The 23,208-nt window shown below is 65.5% G+C and carries 25 protein-coding genes; 7 read left to right on the forward strand and 18 right to left on the reverse strand.

All coding sequences use genetic code 11. The features are described 5' to 3' along the window. Positions 1–30: 30 nt before the first annotated feature. Entirely contained in the window at positions 31–663 is a 633-nt protein-coding gene (locus tag Q0627_RS11965) for a dTMP kinase (protein WP_291019606.1), read from the forward strand. A gap of 73 nt (positions 664–736) precedes the next feature. On the opposite strand, the gene ahcY is transcribed toward Q0627_RS11965, so the two are convergent. From ahcY to Q0627_RS12010, 9 genes are all read right to left on the reverse strand, one after another. Further along, positions 737–2,188, reverse strand: a complete 1,452-nt coding sequence (gene ahcY / locus Q0627_RS11970; RefSeq protein WP_291019603.1) for an adenosylhomocysteinase — start codon at positions 2,186–2,188, stop codon at positions 737–739. A gap of 110 nt (positions 2,189–2,298) precedes the next feature. Continuing rightward, the gene (locus Q0627_RS11975; RefSeq protein WP_291019600.1) at positions 2,299–3,810 is read right to left on the reverse strand and encodes an amino acid permease; all 1,512 of its coding nucleotides are present in this window, start codon (positions 3,808–3,810) and stop codon (positions 2,299–2,301) included. 54 nt (positions 3,811–3,864) lie between these two features. Beyond that, positions 3,865–4,791 carry a cation diffusion facilitator family transporter gene (locus tag Q0627_RS11980; protein WP_291019598.1) on the reverse strand — a complete coding sequence of 309 codons (927 nt, stop codon included), beginning with the start codon at positions 4,789–4,791 and terminating at the stop codon, positions 3,865–3,867. Between the two features lie 177 nt (positions 4,792–4,968). Next, positions 4,969–5,268 carry a WXG100 family type VII secretion target gene (locus Q0627_RS11985; protein ID WP_291019594.1) on the reverse strand — a complete coding sequence of 100 codons (300 nt, stop codon included), beginning with the start codon at positions 5,266–5,268 and terminating at the stop codon, positions 4,969–4,971. Positions 5,269–5,328: 60 nt separating this feature from the next. Further along, positions 5,329–5,664, reverse strand: coding sequence for a WXG100 family type VII secretion target (locus Q0627_RS11990; RefSeq protein WP_291019591.1), 336 nt, complete (start codon positions 5,662–5,664; stop codon positions 5,329–5,331). An 87-nt stretch (positions 5,665–5,751) separates the two neighbouring features. After that, entirely contained in the window at positions 5,752–7,062 is a 1,311-nt protein-coding gene (locus tag Q0627_RS11995; protein ID WP_291019588.1) for a hypothetical protein, read from the reverse strand. Between the two features lie 167 nt (positions 7,063–7,229). Further along, a complete protein-coding gene (locus Q0627_RS12000) occupies positions 7,230–7,550 on the reverse strand; it encodes a hypothetical protein (RefSeq protein WP_291019586.1) in 321 nt (106 codons plus the stop codon). Between the two features lie 215 nt (positions 7,551–7,765). Next, complete coding sequence (locus Q0627_RS12005; RefSeq protein WP_291019584.1) at positions 7,766–8,086, reverse strand: YbaB/EbfC family nucleoid-associated protein; 321 nt, start codon at positions 8,084–8,086, stop codon at positions 7,766–7,768. Positions 8,087–8,095: 9 nt separating this feature from the next. Continuing rightward, positions 8,096–8,476 carry a hypothetical protein gene (locus Q0627_RS12010; RefSeq protein WP_291019582.1) on the reverse strand — a complete coding sequence of 127 codons (381 nt, stop codon included), beginning with the start codon at positions 8,474–8,476 and terminating at the stop codon, positions 8,096–8,098. Between the two features lie 379 nt (positions 8,477–8,855). Between Q0627_RS12010 and Q0627_RS12015 the strand changes: the two genes are divergently transcribed. Continuing rightward, positions 8,856–8,996, forward strand: a complete 141-nt coding sequence (locus Q0627_RS12015; protein ID WP_291019578.1) for a hypothetical protein — start codon at positions 8,856–8,858, stop codon at positions 8,994–8,996. A gap of 80 nt (positions 8,997–9,076) precedes the next feature. On the opposite strand, the gene Q0627_RS12020 is transcribed toward Q0627_RS12015, so the two are convergent. Then, positions 9,077–9,706: a hypothetical protein gene (locus tag Q0627_RS12020; RefSeq protein ID WP_291019577.1), complete on the reverse strand. Its 630-nt coding sequence runs from the start codon at positions 9,704–9,706 to the stop codon at positions 9,077–9,079. 58 nt (positions 9,707–9,764) lie between these two features. Further along, on the reverse strand, positions 9,765–10,385 hold the full coding sequence (locus tag Q0627_RS12025; protein WP_291019574.1) for a hypothetical protein: 621 nt from the start codon (positions 10,383–10,385) through the stop codon (positions 9,765–9,767). Positions 10,386–10,878: 493 nt separating this feature from the next. Between Q0627_RS12025 and Q0627_RS12030 the strand changes: the two genes are divergently transcribed. The 4 genes from Q0627_RS12030 to Q0627_RS12045 all read left to right on the forward strand — a co-directional run bounded on the left by Q0627_RS12030 (position 10,879) and on the right by Q0627_RS12045 (position 15,850). Then, positions 10,879–11,010, forward strand: coding sequence for a hypothetical protein (locus Q0627_RS12030; protein WP_291019571.1), 132 nt, complete (start codon positions 10,879–10,881; stop codon positions 11,008–11,010). A gap of 91 nt (positions 11,011–11,101) precedes the next feature. Next, positions 11,102–12,916, forward strand: coding sequence for an ABC transporter ATP-binding protein (locus Q0627_RS12035; RefSeq protein WP_291019569.1), 1,815 nt, complete (start codon positions 11,102–11,104; stop codon positions 12,914–12,916). Continuing rightward, positions 12,909–14,831 carry an ABC transporter ATP-binding protein gene (locus Q0627_RS12040; RefSeq protein WP_291019566.1) on the forward strand — a complete coding sequence of 641 codons (1,923 nt, stop codon included), beginning with the start codon at positions 12,909–12,911 and terminating at the stop codon, positions 14,829–14,831. The genes Q0627_RS12035 and Q0627_RS12040 overlap by 8 nt, the downstream gene beginning before the upstream one ends. A gap of 41 nt (positions 14,832–14,872) precedes the next feature. After that, a complete protein-coding gene (locus tag Q0627_RS12045) occupies positions 14,873–15,850 on the forward strand; it encodes an alpha/beta hydrolase family protein (RefSeq protein WP_298810143.1) in 978 nt (325 codons plus the stop codon). A gap of 97 nt (positions 15,851–15,947) precedes the next feature. Here the strand turns inward: Q0627_RS12045 and Q0627_RS12050 are convergent, their stop codons facing one another. Further along, complete coding sequence (locus Q0627_RS12050) at positions 15,948–16,649, reverse strand: hypothetical protein (protein WP_291019563.1); 702 nt, start codon at positions 16,647–16,649, stop codon at positions 15,948–15,950. Between the two features lie 909 nt (positions 16,650–17,558). Here Q0627_RS12050 and Q0627_RS12055 point away from each other — a divergent pair. Beyond that, positions 17,559–18,563, forward strand: coding sequence for an alpha/beta fold hydrolase (locus tag Q0627_RS12055; protein WP_291019671.1), 1,005 nt, complete (start codon positions 17,559–17,561; stop codon positions 18,561–18,563). A 607-nt stretch (positions 18,564–19,170) separates the two neighbouring features. Here Q0627_RS12055 and truA read toward each other — a convergent pair. The 6 genes from truA to rpsM form a co-directional block, all read right to left on the reverse strand. Beyond that, a complete protein-coding gene (gene truA / locus Q0627_RS12060; RefSeq protein WP_324383765.1) occupies positions 19,171–20,061 on the reverse strand; it encodes a tRNA pseudouridine(38-40) synthase TruA in 891 nt (296 codons plus the stop codon). Beyond that, positions 20,058–20,798 (reverse strand): 50S ribosomal protein L17, encoded by a 741-nt coding sequence (rplQ, locus tag Q0627_RS12065; RefSeq protein WP_291019555.1) that lies wholly within the window; start codon positions 20,796–20,798, stop codon positions 20,058–20,060. Before rplQ ends, truA begins: the two co-directional genes overlap by 4 nt. A gap of 86 nt (positions 20,799–20,884) precedes the next feature. Beyond that, entirely contained in the window at positions 20,885–21,937 is a 1,053-nt protein-coding gene (locus Q0627_RS12070; RefSeq protein WP_291019552.1) for a DNA-directed RNA polymerase subunit alpha, read from the reverse strand. A gap of 90 nt (positions 21,938–22,027) precedes the next feature. Next, positions 22,028–22,633: a 30S ribosomal protein S4 gene (gene rpsD, locus Q0627_RS12075; protein ID WP_291019549.1), complete on the reverse strand. Its 606-nt coding sequence runs from the start codon at positions 22,631–22,633 to the stop codon at positions 22,028–22,030. A gap of 22 nt (positions 22,634–22,655) precedes the next feature. Next, positions 22,656–23,063, reverse strand: coding sequence for a 30S ribosomal protein S11 (gene rpsK / locus Q0627_RS12080; RefSeq protein WP_005187705.1), 408 nt, complete (start codon positions 23,061–23,063; stop codon positions 22,656–22,658). Further along, on the reverse strand, positions 23,063–23,208 hold a 146-nt coding region (gene rpsM, locus Q0627_RS12085), incomplete at its 5' end, for a 30S ribosomal protein S13 (RefSeq protein WP_298810148.1). The genes rpsM and rpsK, both read right to left, overlap by 1 nt.

Genomic DNA, 23,208 nt, shown 5'->3' on the forward strand with positions numbered 1-23,208 from the left:
GGACCGCGGCGACGGTTACGATGTCCGGTCATGGGCCAACTCATCGCCATCGAAGGGCTCGACGGCGCGGGCAAGAACACTCTGGTGACCGCGCTGACCGCCATCTGGCAGTCAGCGGGGCTGCGCGTGGCGCACTTCACGTTCCCCCGCTACGGGCAGTCGGTGCACGCCGATCTCGCCTCGGAGGCGCTGCACGGCTCGCACGGGGATCTGTGTGAGAGCGTGTACGCGATGGCGTTGATGTTCGCGCTCGACCGGCGGGAGGCACGCAGTTCGATCGCCGCCGCGGCGGCCGACTGCGACATCGTCGTCTGCGACCGGTACGTGGCCTCGAACGCGGCCTACAACGCGGGCCGACTGCTTCAGGACGCCGGCGGCGAGGTGGTGTCGTGGGTGGACACGCTGGAGTTCGGCCGGTTCGGCCTGCCCGTCCCCGACCGGCACGTGCTGCTGGGCGTCACCCCGGAGGTCGCGATGTCGCGGGCACGGGGACGGGCGGAGTCCGACGCGGCTCGGATGCGCGACGTATACGAACGCGACGACAGTCTGCAGCGCCGCGTCGACGACGTCTATCACCAACTGGCGCAATCGAACTGGCGTTCCCCGTGGATTCTCACCGACGGTTCCGACCCGGCCGCACTCGCCGCCGAACTGCACCCGTGAACCACAGACACCCCCGTCGGATGGACGGGGGTGTCTGTATCACCGAACGACTTCCGTTCCGGCAGTTGACAACTCAGTAGCGGTAGTGCTCCGGCTTGTACGGGCCCTCGACGTCGACGCCGATGTAGTCGGCCTGCTCCTTGGTGAGCTTGGTCAGGGTTCCGCCGAGCGCTTCGACGTGGATGCGGGCGACCTTCTCGTCGAGATGCTTGGGCAGGCGGTACACCTCGTTGTCGTATTCGTCGTTCTTGGTCCACAGTTCGATCTGCGCGATGACCTGGTTGGAGAAGCTGTTGCTCATCACGAACGACGGATGGCCGGTGGCGTTGCCCAGGTTGAGCAGCCGGCCCTCGCTGAGCACGAGGATCGAGTTGCCCGACTCGAAGATCCACTTGTCGACCTGCGGCTTGATGTTGAGGCGAGTCGCCCCCGAGGACTCCAGCCCGGCCATGTCGATCTCGTTGTCGAAGTGGCCGATGTTGCCCAGGATGGCCTGGTTCTTCATCTGCTTCATGTGATCGAGCGTGATGATGCCCAGGTTGCCGGTGGAGGTGATGACGATGTCGGCGTCGCCGATCGCCTGCTCCACGGTCACCACGTCGAAGCCGTCCATGAGCGCCTGCAGCGCGTTGATCGGGTCGATCTCGGTGACCTGCACTCGTGCGCCCTGCCCGGCCAGCGACTCGGCGCAGCCCTTGCCGACGTCGCCGTAACCGCAGACGAGGATCTTCTTGCCGCCGATGAGGACGTCGGTGCCACGGTTGATACCGTCGACCAGCGAATGCCGGGTGCCGTACTTGTTGTCGAACTTGCTCTTGGTGACCGAGTCGTTGACGTTGATCGCGGGGAATGCCAGGTCGCCCGCGGCGGCGAACTGGTAGAGCCGCAGCACACCGGTGGTGGTCTCCTCGGTGACACCCCGCACGGAGTCGGAGATGGCCGACCACTTGGTCTTGTCGTTCTCGAACGAGACGCGCAGCAGTTCGAGGAACACCTTGTACTCGGCCGAATGATCGTCGTCGGCGGGTGGCACCACACCGGCTTTCTCGAACTCGGCGCCACGCAGCACCAGCATGGTGGCGTCGCCGCCGTCGTCGAGGATCATGTTGGCCGGCTCGCCGGGCCAGGTCAGCATCTGCTCGGCCGCCCACCAGTACTCTTCGAGGGTTTCGCCCTTCCACGCGAACACCGGCACGCCCTTGGGCTCGGAGACGGTGCCGTGCGGCCCGACGACCACGGCCGCGGCCGCATGGTCCTGGGTGGAGAAGATGTTGCACGACGCCCAGCGCACCTCGGCACCGAGGGCCACCAGGGTCTCGATGAGCACCGCGGTCTGCACCGTCATATGAAGCGAACCGGAGATCCGCGCGCCCTTGAGCGGCAGCACGTCGGCGTATTCGCGGCGCAGCGACATCAGACCGGGCATCTCGTGTTCGGCCAGGTCGATCTCCTTGCGCCCGAAATCGGCCAAAGACAGGTCGGCGACCTTGAAGTCGATCCCGTTCAGCGTGTCGACAGACGTCATCTATAACCCTTCGTCGATGCGCGGCGCTGTTTCTCGGCCGGCGCGTAAGCAGTCGACACCGAGGCTATCGGACGCCCTCCGGTTAGGGTGCCCTCAGGTGCGGGTACGGATCAGCCCGGGCCCTTGCCGAGGTCGACCTCCGGAGCCTCGCCGGGTCCGGACACCGACGCGAGCTCGCCGCGCTCGCGTCGCGCGAAGACGGAGTTGCGGCGGCCGAACGCGAAGTAGATGACCAGGCCGATCGCCATCCACACGAGGAACCGCAGCCAAGTCTCGATCGACAGATTGAGCATGAGCCACAGGCAGGCGAGCACCGAGAGGATCGGGATCACCGGCATCAGCGGGACCTTGAATCCCCGCGACAGCTCGGGCCGGGTCCGCCGCAGAACCACCACACCGATGCTGACCAGCACGAATGCGAACAGGGTGCCGATGTTGACCATCTCCTCGAGGGTGCCCATCGGGAAGATCGCCGCCAGCACGGCCGAGGTGACGCCGACGATGACGGTCAGCCGGGCGGGTGTGCCGCGCTTTCCGGTGTGTGCCAGCGAACGCGGCAGCAAACCGTCGCGCGACATCGCGAACGCCACCCGCGTCTGGCCCAGCAGCATCACCATGACCACGGTGGTCAGGCCCGCGATGGCGCCGAGGTTGATGATCCAGCCCACCCAGGTGACGCCACGGATCTCGAATGCGGTGGTCAGTGTGCTGTCACCGGCCAGGTCGGTGTAGGGCACCATGCCGGTGAGCACCAGCGTGACCAACACGTAGAGCACGGTCACGATGGCCAGCGAGCCGAGGATTCCCCGCGGCAGCGCCCGCTGCGGGTCCTTGGTCTCCTCCGCGGTCGTCGCCACGACATCGAAGCCGATGAAGGCGAAGAACACCAGCGATGCCGCTGCGAGCAGCCCGTACCAGCCGAAGTCGGTGTCGCCGCCGCCGGTGAGGGCTGAGAACAGCGTCTGGTGGATGCCCGATCCGGTGTCCGACGGCACCGAGTCGGGGATGTACGGGCTGTAGTTGGACGTCTTGATGTAGAACGCGCCGACGATGATCATCAGCAGCACCACACCCACCTTGATGGAGGTGATGACGAGCGAGACCCGCGAGGAGATCTTGGTGCCCAGCGCCAGCAACACGGTCAGGACCGCGATCAGCAGCACCGCACCCCAGTCGAAATCGAATCCGATATCGACGGTGGTGGTGATGTCGAGGAAGTCTCCCAGGTAGGCGGACCATCCCTTGCTCACCACCGACGCGGCCAGCGCCAGTTCCAGCATCAGGTCCCAGCCGATGATCCAAGCCAGGAACTCGCCGAACGTGGCGAAGGTGAAGGTGTAAGCACTGCCGGCGACCGGCACCGTCGAGGCGAACTCGGCGTAACAGAGCGCGGCCAGGCCGCATGCGACGGCGGCGATCACGAACGCCAGCGACACCGACGGGCCTGCGACGTTGCCGGCGGTGCGCGCGGTGAGCGTGAAGATGCCGGCACCGACGACGACCGCCACGCCGAAGACCGTCAGGTCCCAGGCGGTGAGGTCCTTGCGGAGTTTGGAATCGGGTTCGTCGGTGTCGGCTATCGACTGCTCGACCGACTTGACGCGACTGAACAGGGAACTCATTCGACAACCCCCGGACCTGTCTGGGCGAGAACGCTTCGGACCATGGGCGTTACGTTAGTTGACCGCTCCGTGGTCGATGTCGGGTTCGAGGTAGATCAGCCGCGCCTGCGGAAGTGCCGTGCGCACACGCAGTTCGGCCGCGTTGATGGTGTCGGCGATCTTGCCGATGTCGCTGCCCGGGGAGATGGCGATCTTGGCAGCCACCAGCATCTCGTCGGGACCGAGGTACTGGGTCTTCATATGGATGACCCGGTCGACGCCGTCGGCCGCGGTGAGTTCGGCCAGCAGTGCCTTCTCCTCGGCGTCGGTGGCTCCCTCACCGATCAGCAGGCTCTGCATCTCGACGATCAGGATGATCGCGATGACGCCCAGCAGCACACCGATCGACAGGGTGCCGACACCGTCCCAGACCGCGTTGTCGGTGATCATCGTCAGGCCGACACCGCCGAGCGCCAGGACCAGGCCGACGAGCGCACCGGTGTCCTCCAGCAGCACGACGGGCAACTCGGGGGTGCGTGCGTTGCGGATGAACTGCCACCAGGTGGCCCCGCCCTTGAGCGGCTTGGACTCCTTGTAGGCGGTGCGGAAACTGTAGCCTTCCAGGGCAATCGCGACCACCAGGATCACCACGGCCACGATCGGCGATTCGAGTCCGTGGTCGTCGGCGTGCCGGATCTTTTCGATGCCCTCGTAGATCGCGAACATCGACCCGAGCGTGAACAGCACCAGCGCCACCACGAACGAGTAGAAGTAGCGGCTGCGGCCGTACCCGAACGGGTGCAGGCGGTTGGCCTGCTTGGCCGCCCGGTTCTGGCCGAACAGCAGCAGCCCCTGGTTGGATGTGTCGGCCACCGAGTGCACCGCCTCGGCGATCATCGATGACGATCCGGTGATCAGGAAGCCGATGAACTTGGCGGTGGCGATTCCTGCGTTCGCCAGCAGCGCGGCGATGATCGCGCGCTTGGATCCCTCTGCGGACACGTCTCTCCTGGGTGTGGCGACGGTGCGGCCGGCCGCACCGGATCGGCAGCGCGGCGGTCCTCACGCCACGCTGACCGAGCCGCACGGGGCGCGGCTCGGTCAGCGTTGACGATACTGCCACGGCGGGCGAACGCCCCACCGAACCGGACGAATTCCCCGCCTGATCGCGGGGCCAGGTCAGGCGAAGCTGTCGCGCACCCGGCGGTCGGCGTTGCGCATCATGATGCCCGCGTTCTCGACGCCGCTGCCGAGACCGTTCAGCTGGGCCCGGGCGTCGGCGAAAGCGCTGTCCCACTTGGCCTGTGACGCGAGATAGGCTGCGGCGCCCTCCTGCGACTGCCAGTTGGCGCCGAGCTTGTTGACCTGCGCCTTGAGCTCGTCGGCGAGGGCGCCGAGTTTGGCGAACTGGCTCTTGAGGTCGCCGGACAGGGTGTCGAGGCCGGCGAAGTTGTAGGCGATGACGCCGTTGTTGGACATGGATGTACTCCTGACGGTTGTGGGGTCTGTGCGGGACGAGCGGGTTGATCAGGCGTGGGATCAGAGCTTGAGTGGCGATCCGCCGCCCACGCTCTGCGTCACCACGCCCGCGACCTCGGAGTCCTGACTGTCGTAGCCCTTGAAACTCGTGGTCAGGTTGGCCTCGATCTCGTCGAGTGCGGTGTTGAGCCGGGTGGCGAGGTCCTGCCAGTTGTTGTGGGTGTTGCCGAAGGCGGTGGCCGCCTGACCGCTCCAGCTCGCCTGGCCCGTACCGGCCGACGTCCGGATCTGGTTCAGGATGCCTTTCATCTCGCCGACGATGGTGCCGATGGAATCAGCCGACGACTGGCTGGCGGCCAGGTCGATGGAAACTCCGTTGGATGAACCGAACTGCATTGTTTCCTCCTCTTGTGTCATAACCGACCTGTTTGCCGATTATGTTGTGCTGTTGGTGAAGTGATGATCGGTCGGCAAGCGTGACCGCTACGCGCCGGCGGAAGGCGACAGGTTCAGCCGGAGGGCGATATCGGGCGCCGCTTGTTGTGCGGCACTGTGCTGTGCGGCACTGCCGGGGTCGTCGTCCGCACCGAAAACGGCCGGAGCGGTCGATCCGGCCTCACCGACGACACGACGCCCGTTGTCCTCACTGACCAGGTAGGCGGCGCCGCCCTGCGTCCCCTCACCCCCACCGCGGCCGGCAGCCCCGGCAGGTGCAGCGACCATCGGCGCGCCGGCACCGTACCCGTTGCCGCCGGCCGGGTTCCGGGCCACCGGCGTGGCGGTCGCCGAGGGTTCGGCGGCGGTGGGCACGGCCGGCCGGTAGGTTCCGGCCGGGGTCTGCGGCGAGGGCGATCCCGTCGGGGTGGCTCCGGCATTGCCGTACGGACCCGCCGACGGAACCCTGTCCGCCGAGGCCGTCCGCACCGCGGGATCGATCTTCTGCGCCGGCACCGGCCGCTCGTTGATGGTCGTGGGCACCGTGGCCACCGGCACACGTGTTGCGGTGGGAACCGTATTCGTGGCTGTCGGGGTGACCGGTGGCGCCAGTTGGGTCGGCAGTTGCCTCACCGCCCCAACGACCGGCGTGACTGTGTCGACCACGGATCCGGCCACCGAGAACGGGTTGATGCCCTTGATACCCGGCACATTGGTCACCTTGATCTTGACGCCGTTGGTGGTCATGTGGGTGGTGGGCCCGAGCAGTTGGGCACGGGTTGCGGTGACCACGGCGATCGCCTGCGAGAGCCCTTCGGCCGCGAAGCCGAGCGCGAGGCCCTGCCCGGCGGGCGTCACGATGATCGGCAGTGTCGCACCGATCTTGCTCACCGTCGCCGCGATGATCCCCTGGATCTGGCTGAGCCCGGTTCCGACGATGGCCGCCGCGGTCTGGATGTCGATCGACATCGTCGTGCCTTGGCGTGACACGGCCGTGGTGTCGGCGGTGACCTTGACGTTCTTGACGACGGCGGCTTCGGAGGCCTGACCGTCCCACACCTGCGCGGCCACCTTCAATGCACCCGACGATGTCGATACCGCGGTGTCGAGCACCCCCGACAACGCTGTGAACAGCTTCGACGGGTCGATGGCGGCGGTCGCCAGGTTGCCGGTGCCGAAGCCGCCGAGCAGGTCGGTGAGCGGTTTGAGCAGCGCGGTCAGGTCGAGCATGGGCAGGTTCGGCAGTCCCGGCAGAGGCGGCACCTCGGGCACCTGGGGCAGAGCGGGCAGCTTCAGGCTGGCCAAGACGTCACCGACCGGCCGATCCAGGATCGGACCGAGTGGTGTCGCGGCGATCATGTCGTTAACCGATACCTCCGAGACCGATCGGTTCACGGCGCCCGTGGCGCCGGACTCCGAACTGAAAGTCACTGCCTGGACGGATGATTCGCTTCCATTACCCGTCCCCGCCCCTGCCGATGACGCGGATGCCGGCGCCGATGTCGCGCGAGGTGCGCCGGCCGTGCTCATACCCGCATCCCGACGGTCCGGGTGATGCCGCTCGCACCGTCGGTGTCCGTGTTCTCGAAGTCCGCGGCCCCACCGATGGCGGCAGCGGCCGTCCCCAGGTGCACCGCGGCCACTTCGCTCACCGATGCCAGGTGGTTGGTCTGCGCACCGATGAACGAGGCCAGGAACTCCTGGCCGATGAGGCCGAACACCGGGATGAGTGCCAGCGTGTTTGCCCCGGCGTTGATGGCGCCGGCACCCGCTATGGCGACTCCCGTGGACGCCGCGCTCGCTCCGTAACCGCGCACCGCATCAGGAATGACAACAGTCGTGCTCACAGATTCCCCCTTCCTACGAACCCGGGTCCACCGCTCGGCACACCCGACGTCGCTCTATTTCCAATTTCATTGATCCACAAGGGAATCCGATCGATGCAGGCGATAGCCACGACACACCCGGCACCCGGATTCACACAGGATGAATCAGCATGTTCCGACAGGAGTACGAACCAACGCCGGATCAGGCGTGATTCGACCAGGACGTCGCGACGCGGTCAGCGAGGACGGCTGCCGAGAAGTTCGGCGAACGACTCGGCGAACTCCTCGGTGACCCGGGCGCGCTGCGCGAACGCCCGCTGAGCCGCCAAAGCCGCTGTGGCAACTACTGTTTCGCCGAGCCGCGCCGCACCGAGACGATCAGCACGCGGCGACAACACGATCTCCCGCACCCCGCCGACACCGTCGACCTCGATGGATACCAGACCATCCGGGGATGTCTCCCGAACCGTGATCGCCCCGAGTCGGTCCGAGAAGTCCTGCATCCGGCTCAGTTGCGCGCGCGCCCGAGCCTCCAATTCGTCCATCCCCCAAGTCATGTGAACGAGTCACCGGCCCGTCGGACGCACAGCGAAGTCGTCATGCTCGCCACGACGTTCGAAGTCGGCGAGCTCGTCGGCCGTCGGCAGCCCCATGGCGCCGATGATGCCGGCATCCACGCCGTCGTCGAGAAGTCTTGCGCGGAGACGGATTCCGGATACCATCGCGGCGCCGCGGCACAGCGCTGTCAATTCTGCGGCCAGGCCGGTCATGTCGCGCCGCATTTCACCCTCGGCGATCTTGACGGACACCGGCAAGCCCTGATGTGTGGCGGTCACGGTGACCGCCCCGCTGCGGGAGCGGACCGTCGTCAATGCGTCGGCGAATCCGCTGGAACAATCGCTCTGCGCCCTGGCCGACCATCTGTCGGTGAATGTTGTGCTTTCCACTCCGAATACCCCCGTATCGTTGCGATGCGCGCCTGGCGGCACCGTCTCAAACATTCGCAGAACTACATCAAATGCGCCGTACTGCAATGATCTTGACTACCGAGCCGACAAAACCGCCGAATGATGATTGTCCGGTTTGTCGTTGCGATGTGCAGATAGTGCCACATCCGTCGAGTGCTGACCATAGGCCCACCTCGGTCCTGTGGATAACCCCGGCGCACTTCCGTCGGCAATTTTGTCAGCATTGCTAACAATCGAAGTTGCCATTCAGGCATTGGTAACAAACGCATAACGGACTGGATGCGGAGTTGTGATCACGGTCGCAGCCCGGCTAGTCTTCAGGCGAAACTCCGGGAAGAAGGCCGGGAGTTCGGCTCGCATGATTGAAAAGAGATTCTCGATGCACAAGACCCGTGGTGGCGGAAGCGACCCCCTCGCTCAGATCCTCAACGTCCTGAACGGCAACGGAACCAACACCGGCTCTTCGGCGGGGCAGACGTCCACCGGCTCGTCCGCCTAGAACACGCACCGGACAAACCGTCTCGCGCGCAGCCGCGGGGCGGTTTTCTGCTGTCCGGAAGGCTTCACGGTACCGATCGACTACGGCGCCGGCTCCCATTCCAGGACCCACACCGTAGGACCATCAGTGAGCGTGTAGCTGCCCACTTCCACAGCACCGAACTTGCGAATATAGGCGTCGGCCAGGTCGCGATCACCGGCCCGGACGACGGCCGACAAGCCACGCCTGCGGCCTTCGGCGATCAGTGGCTGCAGCGCCACCCACAGCACGCCGGAGCGGCGATAGTCCGGTGCCACGGCCGCGAGAACCACACTGGCCACATCCGCGCCGGGTACGGATGCCTGTTCGGCATCGCTGTTCTCCTTGAACCGGGCCATGAACGCATCGTTGCCACCGACAAGTTCACGCCCCTCCTCGACGTGTTCGGGCAGCGGCGGCACTTTCACATGGTCGGGAGCCGTCCACACCACGACCCCGCACAGTTCGCCCGACCCGGTGAACGCGCCGTTCACCCCCGACGTCCGCTTGGGGTTGAGCTCGATCTCGGCAAACCAGCGCGCGAGCCGCGGCGACATGAGATCACCGAACAACCAGTTCAGATGCGGGATATCGGGGATACCCCGCGCCACGATCTCCACCGCCCGCGCCCGCTCCGCGGGATCATCGAGCCTGACGGGGCGCGCCACCATCTCACTGACCGATACAGACATTCAGACCTCCGAAAATCCTTGTGCGGCAGCGATAACGAGCCGTCTCCGGTGACCGCCGCTAAGCAGCCCGCCCACCGCCGGGCGGAACCTCGAGGACCCATACCGTCGACCCGTCACTGAGCTTATAGTTGCCAAGTTCGACCGCGGAGAACAGCCTGACGTACGCGTCGGCGAGGTCTCTGGTGCCGGTCCTGAGCACACCGGGCACATCGCGCCGCAGGCTTTCGGCGATCACCGGTTCGACTGCGGCGCGCAGCACGCCGCGGCGGCGATATTCGGGGGCCACCGTCGCCACCGACACCGAGAGCGCCCCGGGCACCGACCAGGTGCCCACATCGGGTTCCTGACTCTGCCGGTACCTCTCCATGAAGCCGACATCGTGGCCGAAAAGTTCGACCCCCCTCGCAACCAGATCCGGGTCGGGCGCGCACGCCGTGTGGTCCGACGCGGACCACACCACCACCGCGCAGAGTTCGCCCGAGTCGGTAAAGGTGCCGTGCACCCCGTCGGTCCGGGCGGGCGACAACGTGACCTCGGCCAGCCATCGGACGAGCTGTGTGGACATCAGCTCGCCCATCAGCCACTTGAAGTGCGGTATGTCCGCGATGCCCTGGGCAAGGAGTTCGACCGCGCGCGCACGCTCCTGCGGGTCATCGAGCCTGATAGCGCGAGTGGTCAAGTTTTCCGAGGGCCGCACACCGCCTCCATGTCGTCGTCGAACGTGATCTTTGTCTCATCCGGGGTCCCACTGCGCGAGACCCGAATCCATCACAGCAGTTCAGCGGGCCGACGGCACATGTCAGCAACCGTGCTCCAGGAAACCCGACCTGCGATCTTTACTATGCCGTGACTATCTCTTTACCAGTAGATAGCTGGTCATGTTAGGTTAGCCTAGCGCAACCTAAAGTTCGGGTTGCATACGATTCCCACCACCCAGATCGGAGTACAGACATGGGCTACACCGTGGACGAGGTTCTGAACGCCACCATGACCGACGTCGTGCAGGCCGTCGGAGGCAATCTGAGTTCGCAGGGCAGCGGCCAGGGCAGCACCGGATCCTGAGCCGGCAGCTCACTCACACCAATCGGGTCAGCGCCGGACCACCCGGCCTCCCAATTCCCATCCGGATACCCGACGCTCGGGACACCGCACACAATCCAAGGAGAACCACCATGGCAGGCATCGGAGCCGACACCACCGTCAGGGACGTCATCCAGCTGGTCGGCAACAGTATCTTCACCGGACTCGGCAGCACCGACTCCGGCAATACCGGCGGCGGCAACGGCAGCAGCACCGGCTCCTGAGCCCCACAGCCCGGCCCTGTTCGAGCCGTCCCGTACAACACACGGGACGGCTCGTTCGTTGTGTTCGGGGGCTTCGTATTGTTAGAGGGCTATGACAGATTCCGGTCGCGCCACGGCGCACTCCTCGCCCGACGGCACAGCGTCGACACCGCGCCGGCCGCTGTCGACGCTCTTCACCGAGGCGCTCGTTCCTCGGTGGCGGCTCGTCGCCGTGTTCGCGCTGTGCCAACTCGCTGCCACGTTCACCGCACTGGCGCAGCCCGCACTCAACGCCCGCATCGTCGACCACGGGATCATGGCCGGTGATACCGGCCAGATCTACCGCGTCGGCGGCTACATGCTGATCGTCGCGGTGGTCAACCTCGCAGTCTCCCTCGCCGCGGTCTACCTTTCCGCCCACATCTCGGCCTCGATGGCTCGGGACCTGCGGATATCCGTTCGTGATCGGGTCGCCCTGCTCTCGGACGCCGAGGCCTCCCGGTTCGGCATTCCCAGCCTGCTCACCCGCGCCACCGGCGACGTCGTCAATGTCCAGGTGTTGCTGTTCGCAGTGTTGGCGATAGCCGTCACCGCGCCGTTCATGCTGGTGGGTGCCACCGTCCTCTCGTTGATCCAGGGTTGGCGGCTGTCCCCGGTCATCGTCGTCGCCGGCACCATCCTGTCGGTGGGGATCGGCGTGTTCATCCGGCAGCTGATCCCCGCGGCCACACTCATCCAGAAGCGCATCGACAACCTGAATCGGATCGTCCGCGAACAGCTGTCGGGTCAGCGGGTGATCCGGGCATTCAGCCAGGAGCGGACCGAGCTCCGGCGTTACGACGAGGCCAACACCGACCTGTTCACCGTTGCCTTACATATGGGTCGTTGGCAGACCGCGCTGCTGCCCACTGTCACCGTCGTGGCCGGCCTCGCCTCGGTGACGGTGTCCGGGCTGGGCGCCATCTTTGTCGACCGCGGCTGGATGAAGATCGGGCAATTGATGGCCACCAGCGGTTACTTGATGCAGATCCTGATCGCGGTCTCCATGCTTTCTGTAGTTGCAGGAGTGATACCGCGTGCCAGTGCGAGCGCCGCACGCATCATCGAGATCCGCGACACCCAGCCGTCGATCGACCCCGACGGCGGACAGCTCGACGCCGATGGTCTGGCGGCCCTCGGCGTCACCGACCGCGCCCCGCTGATCGAGTTCGACGGTGTCGGCTTCCGGTACGCCGGAGCCGAAGCACCGGCACTCGACGCGATCTCGCTGTCCTTCCGGCCCCAATCGACCACCGGCATCATCGGCGGTACCGCGAGCGGCAAGTCGACGCTGCTGTCGCTGCTGCCCCGGCTCATCGATCCCACCTCGGGCGCCGTTCGCTGGAATGGTGCCGATGCCGCCGATGTCGCACCCGCCGTGCTGCGGTCCCGCATCGCCTACATCTCATCCGGGACGTCGCTGATCACCGGCACCATCGCCGACAATCTGCGCATCGGCAGGGCCGACGCCACCGACGATGAACTGTGGCAGGCACTCGACCTGGCCTCGGCCGGGTTCGTCCGTGAGCGAGACGGCGGCCTGGACGCCAAGGTCAACCCAGGCGGCAGAAACTTCTCCGGCGGTCAGCGCCAGCGGCTCGCGCTCGCCCGGGCGTTGCTGCGCCGCCCCGATGTCTTCGTTCTCGATGAGCCGTTCAGCGCCCTCGACACCGACACCGAGCAGGCGATCATCGGCGCCATCCGCTCGGCCTGCCCCACGTCGTCGATCATCATCGGCACGCAACGGGTCTCGTCGATCCGGCACGCCGACCAGATCGCGGTCATCGACGCGGGCCGGATCGTCGCGGTCGGCACCCATCGCTCGCTGCTGGCCGACTCGACCGTCTACCGCGAACTCGCCGACGCCCAGGCGGTGGCCGGTGTCTGAGAAGACCTCGCCGGACAACTCGACCGGCCTGAGAACCCTCATCTGGCTGCTGGCGCAGATCCGGGTAAGCCGCCCACGCATGGCGGCCGTGTCGGTACTCGCGATTGCGTCCACGATCTGCACCCTGGCCGCCCCTATGGTGCTGGGCCGGGTGACCAACGTCATCGTCGACGGCTCCACCGGGCTGGGCGGCGCGGGCTCGGGGGTGATGGACTGGGATCTGCTGTGGACCCTCGTCGCCGTGGCCGCATCGGTGTACCTGGTCGGCTACGCGTGCTCCCTGTCGCAGGGACTGCTGCTGACGACCACGGTCCAGCAATCGATCGCCCGCCTGCGCGCCAAGGTGTCGGAGCTGATTCCGCGGGTCCCGATCGGTTTCACCGAATCCACCCGGCGCGGCGAGCTGATGGCCAAGGCCACCACTCACATCGACAACGCCACCACGGTACTCGGTCCGGTGTTCGTATCCCTGCCGACCAACCTGCTGACTGCGGTCGTCACCGCTGTCGTGTTGTTCTGGATCTCGCCGCTGCTGGCGGTCATCGTCCTGATTTCCGCTCCGCTCTCGGGTGTCGTCGCGGCGTTCGTGGCCGCCCGGGCCAAGCCGCATCTGCTGAGCCAGTGGAAGGCCACGGCCGCCCTGTCGGGAAGTTTCGAGGAGGAACTGTCCGCGCGGCAGATGATCAGGGCCTACGACGCCGACGACCTGACCCGCGGCCGGTTCACCGCACTCAACGACACACTGTTCGGGTCGATCCGGTCGGCGCAATGGGCGGCCGGCACCCTCTCGCCCGTGTTGATGTTCCTGAACGCGATCGTGTTCCTTCTTCTCGCGGTGGTCGGCGGCATCCAGGTCATCAACGGCCATCTCAGTCTCGGCGCCGCGCAGATCGTGATCGTCTTCGCCACGCAGCTCGCCGGGGCGGTCAAGGAACTGGCGAGCTTCCTGCCTCGCATCCAGTCCGGTGCGGTCTCGGCCGCGCAGGTCCGTGACCTGTTGCTGACGCCCACCGAGACCGACCCTGCCGTCGACGCCACTGAACGCCCGGCCCTGCCCGCCGGTCCGCCGCGGATCGACTTCGACGGCGTCGAGTTCGGCTACGAACCAGGCACGCCGGTCCTACACGAGGTGACCTTCTCCATGCGGCCGGGCACCACCACCGCCATCGTCGGCACCACCGGCTCGGGGAAGACGACGCTCACCAGTCTGTTGCAGTGCTTCTACACACCCGGGTCCGGCAGCATCCGCATCAATGACACCGACGTCACCGAGCTGGGCCGGGCCGGGGTGCGCTCGATGATCGCGGCCGTGGCCCAGGAACCGTGGCTGTTCACCGGCAGCGTCGCCGACAACGTGGCCTACGGTCTCCGGGAAACCGACGGGCAGGACGATGAACGCGAGCTCCGGCTGGCCGAGGCCATCGTCGACAGCCACGTGGGGCAGATCGTGTCGGTGCTTCCCGACGGTCTGGACACCGTGGTCGGGCATGACGGCGGCAATCTGAGCGCCGGTGAACTGCAGCTGGTGACGGTCGCCAGGGCGATCGCGGCCCAACCTCGGATCCTGGTGCTCGATGAGGCGACCAGTTCCGCCGACCCGCGCACCGAGTTGCTGATTCAGCGAGCTTTGCTGAAACTGCGGAGCACGACCACGACGCTGCTGATCACCCACCGCCTCGCCACGGCGGCGCTCGCCGACCAGATTGTTGTCCTGGAGGATGGTCGCGTGGTCGAATGTGGTAGCCATCAGGAGCTGATGGCGGCAGGGGGCAGCTACGCTGAACGTTGCGCACGAGACAGCCAGGCAGATGTCTCGGACGCCGTTTCGCGCCTGCGTGGGCCTCGCCGGGCCAGTTACGACGAAACACCGACACAGGTATTGGGCCGTATCACCACGACGGCCACTTGGGAATAGATGGAGGACTTGTGTTCAACAGGCACATTCGGGGCGGGCGCATCCGGGCCGGGCTGATCGCCTCGGCGGTCACCGCGCTCACTGTGATCGCCTCGTCGGCGACCGGTGTCGCACACGCGGACCCGTCGTCACTGCTGGTCGACGCCGGCTCCAAAACGGACCGGATCACCGACATCATCGTGTACTCCCCCGCGATGAAATCGGATGTTCCGCTCACTGTCATCAAGCCCAAGGACCCGTCCAAGCCGCGCGGTGTGCTCTATCTCCTCAACGGTGCGGGCGGCGGCGAAGATACCGCCAACTGGTTGAACAAGACCGACATCGAAGAGTTCACGGCCAATAAGAACGTGTATGTGGTGGTCCCCAACCGGGGTGCGTTCAGCTACTACACCGACTGGCAGAAGCCCGACCCGCACCTCGGGCTGTACAAGTGGTCGACCTTCCTGGGCAAGGAATTACCCCCGGTCATCGATGCCACTTACAACACCAACGGACGTAACGCGATCGGCGGCATCTCGTCCTCGGCCACCTCGGTGCTCAACCTGTCGATGGAACACAAGGGCCTGTACAAGGCCGTCGGCGCCTACAGCGGATGCGCGCAGACCTCGGACCCCGTCGGGCAGCGGAGTGCGCGGCTGGTGGTGGAAACGCGTGGCAAGGGCGATGCGACCAACATGTGGGGTCCGTACAACGGTCCGGGATGGAAGGCCAACGACCCCGTCCTGCACGCGGCCGGACTCCGGGGCATGCCGCTGTACATCTCCAGCGGTGGTGGAATCCCCGGCAAGTACGACAACCCGCACTACGTCACCAAGACCAAGACACTGGCCGACCAGATCGTGATCGGCGGGGTCCTGGAAGGTGGCTCGGTGTACTGCACCCAGAACCTGCCCCGCAGGCGCAAAGGGCTGCGGGTCCCCGCGACGGGCGACCCACACCCGGCCGGAGCGCATTCCCGGCGCTACTGGCAGGACCAGCTCCACCGCTCGTGGTCGTTCTACGAGCGCCATCTGCGCTGAATCCCCTGCACCGGAGCTCCTCGCCGACACCGTCCGACGAGGGGCTCCGGTCATTTTGCCTGTACACCCGCCGCACCGTGTTGGGCGGTTCGGCACGCTACACCGTGGAAGTCCGTGCCCGGAGTCGTGCTATCGCCGCGGGCATATCGGCCACCTCTTGGCCCAACACCCAAGTGGTCGCGCCACTCGCATCGACATAGCTCCCGGTATCCACACACAGCAATTTCTCGCGATACGCGACAGCCAACTCAGGAACATTCGTCCTGAGCGTCAAGGGGTGGCCGCGCTCCATAGCAACCTCGTACGCGGCGATGGCAAGTGTTCGCAAGATGCCTGAATTGCGTAAGCGCGGTTCGACCACCGCATGGGCGACGTCGATCGCATCAGGGCGGACCGGATGTTGCTCCGCCGTCTTGCGCAGCATCTGGAACCGCCGCGCGATATCAAGGTTCGCTTTCACAAGTTCGGTCAGGAACGACAACTGATCGTCAGTCGTGGTCGGCGCCGGCTGTCCGGGATGATTGAGCACCAACAATCCCACCAGTCGGCCGTCGGTGTCGAATGCCCCTATGCTGCCGCCCTGCCGCACGCATCCGCACTTGCGCTCGGCCGCCCAGCGCAATGCCTCGTCCGACATGGCGTCACCGAAGAGCCAACGGTAGAACGACAGTTCCGCGACCGCGACCGTCACCAGTTCAACGGCCTCCGCAAACTCATCCGGAACCAGCAGACGACAGCGTACGCCGGCGCCGTCCGATCCTGCAATCGCAGACCCGTCTTGCCCGTCGTCAGCTGTCACGATAGCGATGCCTCCATCTCATCTTCAATTGCGCCTTGACCGGTCCTCAGTATTCCACCTCGATCAGCGCCGTAGGCGTGGCAATCGTCCAATCGGTAGTCGTGACCAACCACGTATCCGTGACGGTAAGCGCACGATCAGCTTCGCTAGATGCTGCCTTGATATTCAGTACAGCAATGTGTATCTTCGACACGTGGCTGCCCTGCCGCATCAACCTACTATCACAACGGAGTCATAATATGCCTCAGCGAGATACAGACGCCCTCATCGACGCCGCCGTCGGCCGGGTTATCGACGGAGTCGTCGACGGCCTCATCGGTGCAGTCACCGAGGCCGCCGGAAGCTGACCTTAGCGTCGCTAAATATATACAGCAGACCGGCTTTGGCAGATGCCAGAGCCGGTCTGCTGTTCGTCTTACCCCGCCAGGACAATTGGGCTTTACCACTCAGCCCCCGGAATGTCACCGATTCTGGCTACATTGCGCAATGAATCGGTCCCTAAGAATATACGCGTTTCGCACAGCAGGCGGACCATAACACTTACATAGCTTTGCGTACGAATATCTTCGAGGCCTTGTTTGTTGCTATAGCAGGTACACGAGTTGTTTTGATCGTGCTCCCGATACTCGCCCGCTTTCCTCGGTCCGCGTAGGACGTTGGCTCCACCGCCCGGTTAACGCTGTGCAACATGGCGAGCACATCCGGTGGACATACTGTTGACTGTTCAGTGGACTCCGAACCGTCGCAGCCGGTGTCCGAGCGATAGCAGCCCCGCGACACCTCGCCCGAGCGGCGAGCGGGCTGAACACTCACCGAGGAGTCCCCGTGCCCGGTCCCGACCAGCCCACCACCGTCCTGCCGGCGAAACGACCCAGCGCCCCGGCCCTGCATTCGGTCTCCGACACCCGCATGCGTATCGAGTACCGGACGGTGCACGGCTACCGGCGCGCATTCCGGATCGCCGGCAGCGGGCCTGCTCTGCTGTTGATCCACGGTATCGGCGACAATTCCTCCACCTGGGACGACGTCATCCCGACGCTCGCCCAGCACTACACGGTCATCGCGCCCGACCTGCTGGGGCACGGACTGTCCGACAAGCCGCGCGCCGACTACTCGGTGGCCGCGTTCGCCAACGGCATGCGCGATCTGCTGGTGGTCCTGGGCATTCCCAAGGTCACTGTGGTCGGTCACTCCCTCGGCGGCGGTGTGGCCATGCAGTTCTGCTACCAGTTCCCCCGCTTCGTCGAACGCCTGGTGCTGGTCGCCGCCGGTGGCGTCATGCGCGAGGTCAACCCCGTCCTGCGCCTGGTGACACTGCCCGGAGCCGGTGAGGTGCTCGCGATGCTCCGCATCCCCGGCGTATTGCCCGCGCTGCGATGGGGCATCGACACCCTGGCCGACGTCCCGGGCCTGCCCGGCGTCCCCGCCAACTGGTCGCCGCGCCGGCTCCTGCGAGACCACGACGATCTTCTGCGGGTGGTCGGCGGGCTCGCCGACCCGCACGCGTCGAAGGCGTTCCTGCGTACCCTGCACGCCGTCGTCGACTGGCGCGGCCAGTCGGTCACTATGCTCGACCGCTGCTACCTCACCGAGCGGCTACCGATGATGGTGATGTGGGGTACCGACGACACCGTCATCCCCTACCACCACGCGGTGCTCACCCACACCGCCATCCCGCACTCGGAACTCGTCACCTTCTCCGGCTCCGGTCACTTCCCGTTCCACGACGACCCCGAACGCTTCACCCGCACCCTCATCGACTTCATCGAGCACTCCACGCCACTGGACTTCGATCCGCTCATGTGGCGCGAGCTGATGAGTTCGGGCGGTGCACAGCGCGCCGACCTCGAGGGTGACGAGGAGACCATCGACGAGGTGCTCGAGGCACTTGAGGACGAACGCAGCGCCACCTGACCACCAGCACCGCGTCGGCGACACCTGTAGTCCTTGTACAAGTAGTCACCTATAGGGCACCCTAAGTGACAAGGATAACAATCCGACAACAACTCAATATAGGCATTTACCTCTCCACCATCCCAGACAGTCGAGCGCTATATTCAGAAGCGCAGGTCCAATTCAGTCACCCCCTCATGAACGGAGATCTCGATGAACCGCCCACAGAAAGACGATCCCCCCGTACTCACCTTCGACCAGTTCCTTTCGTTCCTCAGCGCCCTCGGCGGCTTTGCAAACGGGAGCTGACCCACCGAGAGCCGAAGACCGCCCTAGCCGGGTTAGCTTCACAGAGAACCGGATTCGCGTTCGCGAGTCCGGTTCTCTGCTTTCTCGTACACGTTCTCGCAGTTCATGGACCATGCCGTCACGAAACATTAGATGAGCTAATTAAATGACCGGATTCCTACGGTTGAGATAGATTTCAACCATTTGGACGACATCATTTAAAGCGACGTACGAGTATAAGGGTCCCGCAAGAGTCCAAGTCTTTTCACACTGAAGAGTGATGGGGAGACCCTCGATGAGGTGCCCAAAGTATTCGAAGACGAACGCCGCGCCACCCGAGTCAGCCTCCGCAACAACCGCCCGCGGTTCGCACGTCTCGGGTGATCTCATTGCGGGCGGCCAATTCGTCGTCGGCCGGATAGTCGACGCCGACCAGGCACAGTCCGCGTGCTTCGGCCACCGGAACCTGCTGGTTGCGTTCGGTGGCAGCGAGAAGTCCGCGACACCAATCGATGTCACGACGACCGTCGCCGACGCTCGCCACAGCACCGACCAGCGAACGCACCATCGACCAGCAGAACGCATCGGCGCTCACCGACCCGATCAGCACACCGTCGTCGCCGCTGCGCCACGAAAAGCGTTGTAGGTCACGGATGGTCGTAGCGCCCTCACGACGCCGGCAGAACGCGGCGAAGTCGTTGAGCCCCAGCAAGGTGTGCGACGCCGCGTTCATCGCGTCAACGTCCAGGGGGCGGCGCCAGGCGGCGGTGGTACGAGCGACCACCGGCTCGGCACCCCAGCGGGCATCGGTGAGCCGGTACTCGTAGTGGCGCCGCAGCGCCGAGAACCGGGCATCGAAATCGGTGCTCACCCTGGATACGGCCTTGACCCGCACATCGTAGGGCAGCATCTTGCCCAACCGTCCCACGAGCGCCGACGGATCACCCGAGATACTGCGGGTGTCGAGCGCGGATTCGGGGATATCGGTATGGCACACCTGCCCGGTGGCGTGCACGCCCGCGTCGGTGCGGCCGGCGACGGTCAGCCGAACCGGCACGCGCAGGACCGTCGCCAAGGTGTCTTCGAGGACCGCACACACGGTCCGCTGATCGGTCTGCCGCGCCCAGCCCGCGAAGTCCGTGCCGTCGTAACCCACATCGAGCCGCAGACGGACGAACCCGCCGCCACCTGATGAGGTGACGGCGGGTTCGTGGGCAGTGTTGCTGCTCAGTCTTCCGACTCCTGCTGGCTCGGCGGCAGCGAGTAGCCCGCGGCCTCCGCGTCGGCGTCGGTGGCGAACCAGATCTCGGCGATCGTCGAATCGTAGAACCGAGTGCCGGGGCGATGGTAGAGCTTGGAGCTCTCGTTGCCCTTGATCGGGAAACCTTCCGGCTGCGAATCGTCCTCGAGCGGGGCGTGCGAACCGGAGTTCGCGGGCGCATCGGAGGTGTCGAGCAGACCCACCGGAGCGGCGGTCTCGGTCTCAGCTTCGGTGTCTGCCGCTTCGGCGGTCTCGACAACCTCGACCGCGGGAGCCTCGGCGGCCTTCTTGGCCTCGGCTGCCTTCGATGCGGCCGCCCGGTTGGCGCGGCTGGCCTCGGTGGACACGGTCTCACCGGTCACCAGTTCGATCACTGCCATGGGAGCGTTGTCGCCCTTGCGGTTGATCGTCTTGATGATGCGGGTGTAACCACCGTTGCGGTCGGCGAACGACGGACCGATCTCCTCGAACAGCACGTGCACGATGTCCTTGTCACGGATGACCTTGAGGACCTCGCGCCGGTTGGCGAGCTTGCCGTGCTTGGCGTGGGTGATCAGCTTCTCGGCGTACGGACGCAGCCGCTTGGCCTTGGCTTCGGTGGTGGTGATGCGGCCGTGCTCGAAGAGAGCCGTGGCGAGATTCGCCAGGATCGCCTTCTGATGGCTCGCCGACCCGCCGAGGCGGGCACCCTTTGTGGGCTTGGGCATTGCAATCTCCTAGAAGAGACGACTCTCGATCTTCGACGACCGCGAGTCACGGGTTCTGATGGTGAGCTACAGCTCAGAGCTGTCGGCTACAGCTGTTCGGTCTCTGCGAAATCCTCGCCGCCGTCGTCGCTGAACGTGGCGTCGTCCGACCAGGTGCCGGTGGCCGGGTCGTAGCCGGCGACCTGCGACGGGTCGAAGCTGGCCGGGCTGTCCTTGAGCGACAGACCGAGCGTGTGCAGCTTGACCTTCACCTCGTCGATCGACTTCTGCCCGAAGTTGCGGATGTCGAGCAGATCGGACTCGGTGCGGGCAACCAGCTCGCCGACGGTGTGCACACCTTCGCGCTTGAGGCAGTTGTACGACCGGACGGTCAGCTCGAGTTCCTCGATCGGCAGGCTGAACGACTGGATGTGATCTGCCTCGGCCGGCGACGGCCCGATCTCGATGCCCTCGGCCTCCACGTTGAGCTCGCGGGCCAGCCCGAACAGCTCGACGAGGGTCTTGCCCGCCGACGCCAGCGCATCGCGCGCGCTGATCGAGTTCTTGGTCTCGACGTCGAGCACGAGCCGATCGAAGTCGGTGCGCTGCTCGACACGGGTGGCCTCGACCTTGTAGGTGACCTTCAGCACCGGCGAGTAGATCGAGTCAACCGGGATGCGGCCGATCTCGGCACCCGACGCCTTGTTCTGCACCGCGGGCACATAGCCGCGGCCACGCTCGACCACAAGCTCGATCTCGAGCTTGCCCTTGTCGTTGAGGGTGGCGATGTGCAGATCGGGGTTGTGCACGGTGACACCGGCCGGGGGCACGATGTCGGCGCCGGTCACGGTGCCCGGCCCCTGCTTGCGCACGTACATGGTGACCGGCTCGTCCTCCTCGGAGCTGACCACGAGGCCCTTGAGGTTCAGGATGATGTCGGTGACATCCTCCTTCACACCGGGGACGGTGGTGAACTCGTGCAGGACACCGTCGATGCGGATGCTGGTGATGGCGGCACCGGGGATCGACGAGAGCAGGGTACGGCGCAGCGAGTTGCCGAGGGTGTAGCCGAAGCCGGGTTCGAGCGGTTCGATGAAGAACTTCGACCGGTTGTCGGCCACGATCTCCTCGGTGAGGGCAGGTCGCTGTGAGATGAGCATTGAGTGGATTTCTCCTTGTGAAGCCCGCTATATGACTTCGTAGAAGGTTGACCGAACAGCGTGTGCTGTAAGGCTGTAGCTGTCTGAGGACTACTTGGAGTAGAACTCGACGATGAGCTGCTCGGTGATCGGGATATCGATCTGCGCGCGCTCGGGAACGTTGTGCACCAGGATCCGCAGCGTCGACGGAACCACCTGCAGCCAGCCCGGAACCGGACGATCGCCGACGAGCTCCTTGGCGATCTGGAACGGGGTGGTGGCCAGCGACTTCGGCCGGACGTCGACGATGTCGTACTGGCTGACGCGGTAGCTGGGCACGTCGACCTTCACACCGTTGACGGTGAAGTGGCCGTGGCTGACCAGCTGGCGGGCCTGACGACGGGTCCGGGCGATGCCTGCGCGGTACACGACGTTGTCCAGTCGGGTCTCGAGGATGCGCAGCAGCTCGTCACCGGTCTTGCCGGAGCGACGGTTGGCTTCCTCGTAGTACTTGCGGAACTGCTTTTCCAGGATGCCGTAGGTGAAGCGGGCCTTCTGCTTCTCCTGCAGCTGAAGCAGGTATTCGCTCTCCTTGATCCGCGCGCGGCCGTGCTGGCCGGGCGGGTAGGGGCGACGTTCGAACGCCTGATCTCCGCCGATGAGATCGACACGGAGACGACGAGACTTCTTGGTGGCGGGGCCGGTATAACGAGCCATTGTTCTCTAGTTCCTTTCCCGCTTAGACCCGGCGCCGCTTGGGCGGGCGGCAGCCGTTGTGCGGCTGCGGGGTGACATCGGAGATGGTGCCGACTTCGAGGCCGGCGGCCTGCAGCGACCGGATGGCGGTCTCGCGACCCGAACCCGGTCCCTTGACGAACACGTCGACCTTCTTGACGCCGTGCTCCTGCGCCTTGCGGGCGGCGTTCTCGGCGGCGAGCTGCGCGGCGAACGGGGTGCTCTTACGCGAACCCTTGAAGCCGACGTGACCCGACGACGCCCAGCTGATCACGTTGCCGTTGGGGTCGGTGATCGAGACGATGGTGTTGTTGAACGTCGACTTGATGTGTGCGTTGCCGTGCGGGACGTTCTTCTTATCGCGACGGCGTGTGCCCTTCTTGGGGCCTGCAGCGCGTGACTTCGGAGGCATTACTTCTTCTTCCCGGCGATGGTCTTCTTCGGGCCCTTACGAGTGCGGGCATTGGTCTTGGTGCGCTGTCCGCGGACCGGCAGACCACGACGGTGGCGCAGGCCCTGGTAGCAGCCGATCTCGATCTTGCGACGGATGTCGGCCT

Source organism: uncultured Gordonia sp. (assembly GCF_937858515.1).
Classification (GTDB): Bacteria; Actinomycetota; Actinomycetes; order Mycobacteriales; family Mycobacteriaceae; genus Gordonia.

Bases quoted from the DNA above. Each gene is read 5' to 3' on its own strand.
- rpsD (WP_291019549.1), bottom strand. From the start codon at position 22,633: ATGGCTCGTTATACCGGCCCCGCCACCAAGAAGTCTCGTCGTCTCCGT.
- rplQ (WP_291019555.1), bottom strand. From the start codon at position 20,798: ATGCCCAAGCCCACAAAGGGTGCCCGCCTCGGCGGGTCGGCGAGCCAT.
- Q0627_RS11985 (WP_291019594.1), bottom strand. From the start codon at position 5,268: ATGTCCAACAACGGCGTCATCGCCTACAACTTCGCCGGCCTCGACACC.
- Q0627_RS11990 (WP_291019591.1), bottom strand. From the start codon at position 5,664: ATGCAGTTCGGTTCATCCAACGGAGTTTCCATCGACCTGGCCGCCAGC.
- Q0627_RS11965 (WP_291019606.1), top strand. From the start codon at position 31: ATGGGCCAACTCATCGCCATCGAAGGGCTCGACGGCGCGGGCAAGAAC.
- Q0627_RS12035 (WP_291019569.1), top strand. From the start codon at position 11,102: ATGACAGATTCCGGTCGCGCCACGGCGCACTCCTCGCCCGACGGCACA.
- Q0627_RS12005 (WP_291019584.1), bottom strand. From the start codon at position 8,086: ATGACTTGGGGGATGGACGAATTGGAGGCTCGGGCGCGCGCGCAACTG.
- ahcY (WP_291019603.1), bottom strand. From the start codon at position 2,188: ATGACGTCTGTCGACACGCTGAACGGGATCGACTTCAAGGTCGCCGAC.
- Q0627_RS12020 (WP_291019577.1), bottom strand. From the start codon at position 9,706: ATGTCTGTATCGGTCAGTGAGATGGTGGCGCGCCCCGTCAGGCTCGAT.
- rpsK (WP_005187705.1), bottom strand. From the start codon at position 23,063: ATGCCTCCGAAGTCACGCGCTGCAGGCCCCAAGAAGGGCACACGCCGT.
- Q0627_RS12055 (WP_291019671.1), top strand. From the start codon at position 17,559: ATGCGTATCGAGTACCGGACGGTGCACGGCTACCGGCGCGCATTCCGG.
- Q0627_RS11995 (WP_291019588.1), bottom strand. From the start codon at position 7,062: ATGATCGCCGCGACACCACTCGGTCCGATCCTGGATCGGCCGGTCGGT.
- Q0627_RS12070 (WP_291019552.1), bottom strand. From the start codon at position 21,937: ATGCTCATCTCACAGCGACCTGCCCTCACCGAGGAGATCGTGGCCGAC.
- Q0627_RS11975 (WP_291019600.1), bottom strand. From the start codon at position 3,810: ATGAGTTCCCTGTTCAGTCGCGTCAAGTCGGTCGAGCAGTCGATAGCC.
- Q0627_RS12015 (WP_291019578.1), top strand. From the start codon at position 8,856: ATGATTGAAAAGAGATTCTCGATGCACAAGACCCGTGGTGGCGGAAGC.
- Q0627_RS12030 (WP_291019571.1), top strand. From the start codon at position 10,879: ATGGCAGGCATCGGAGCCGACACCACCGTCAGGGACGTCATCCAGCTG.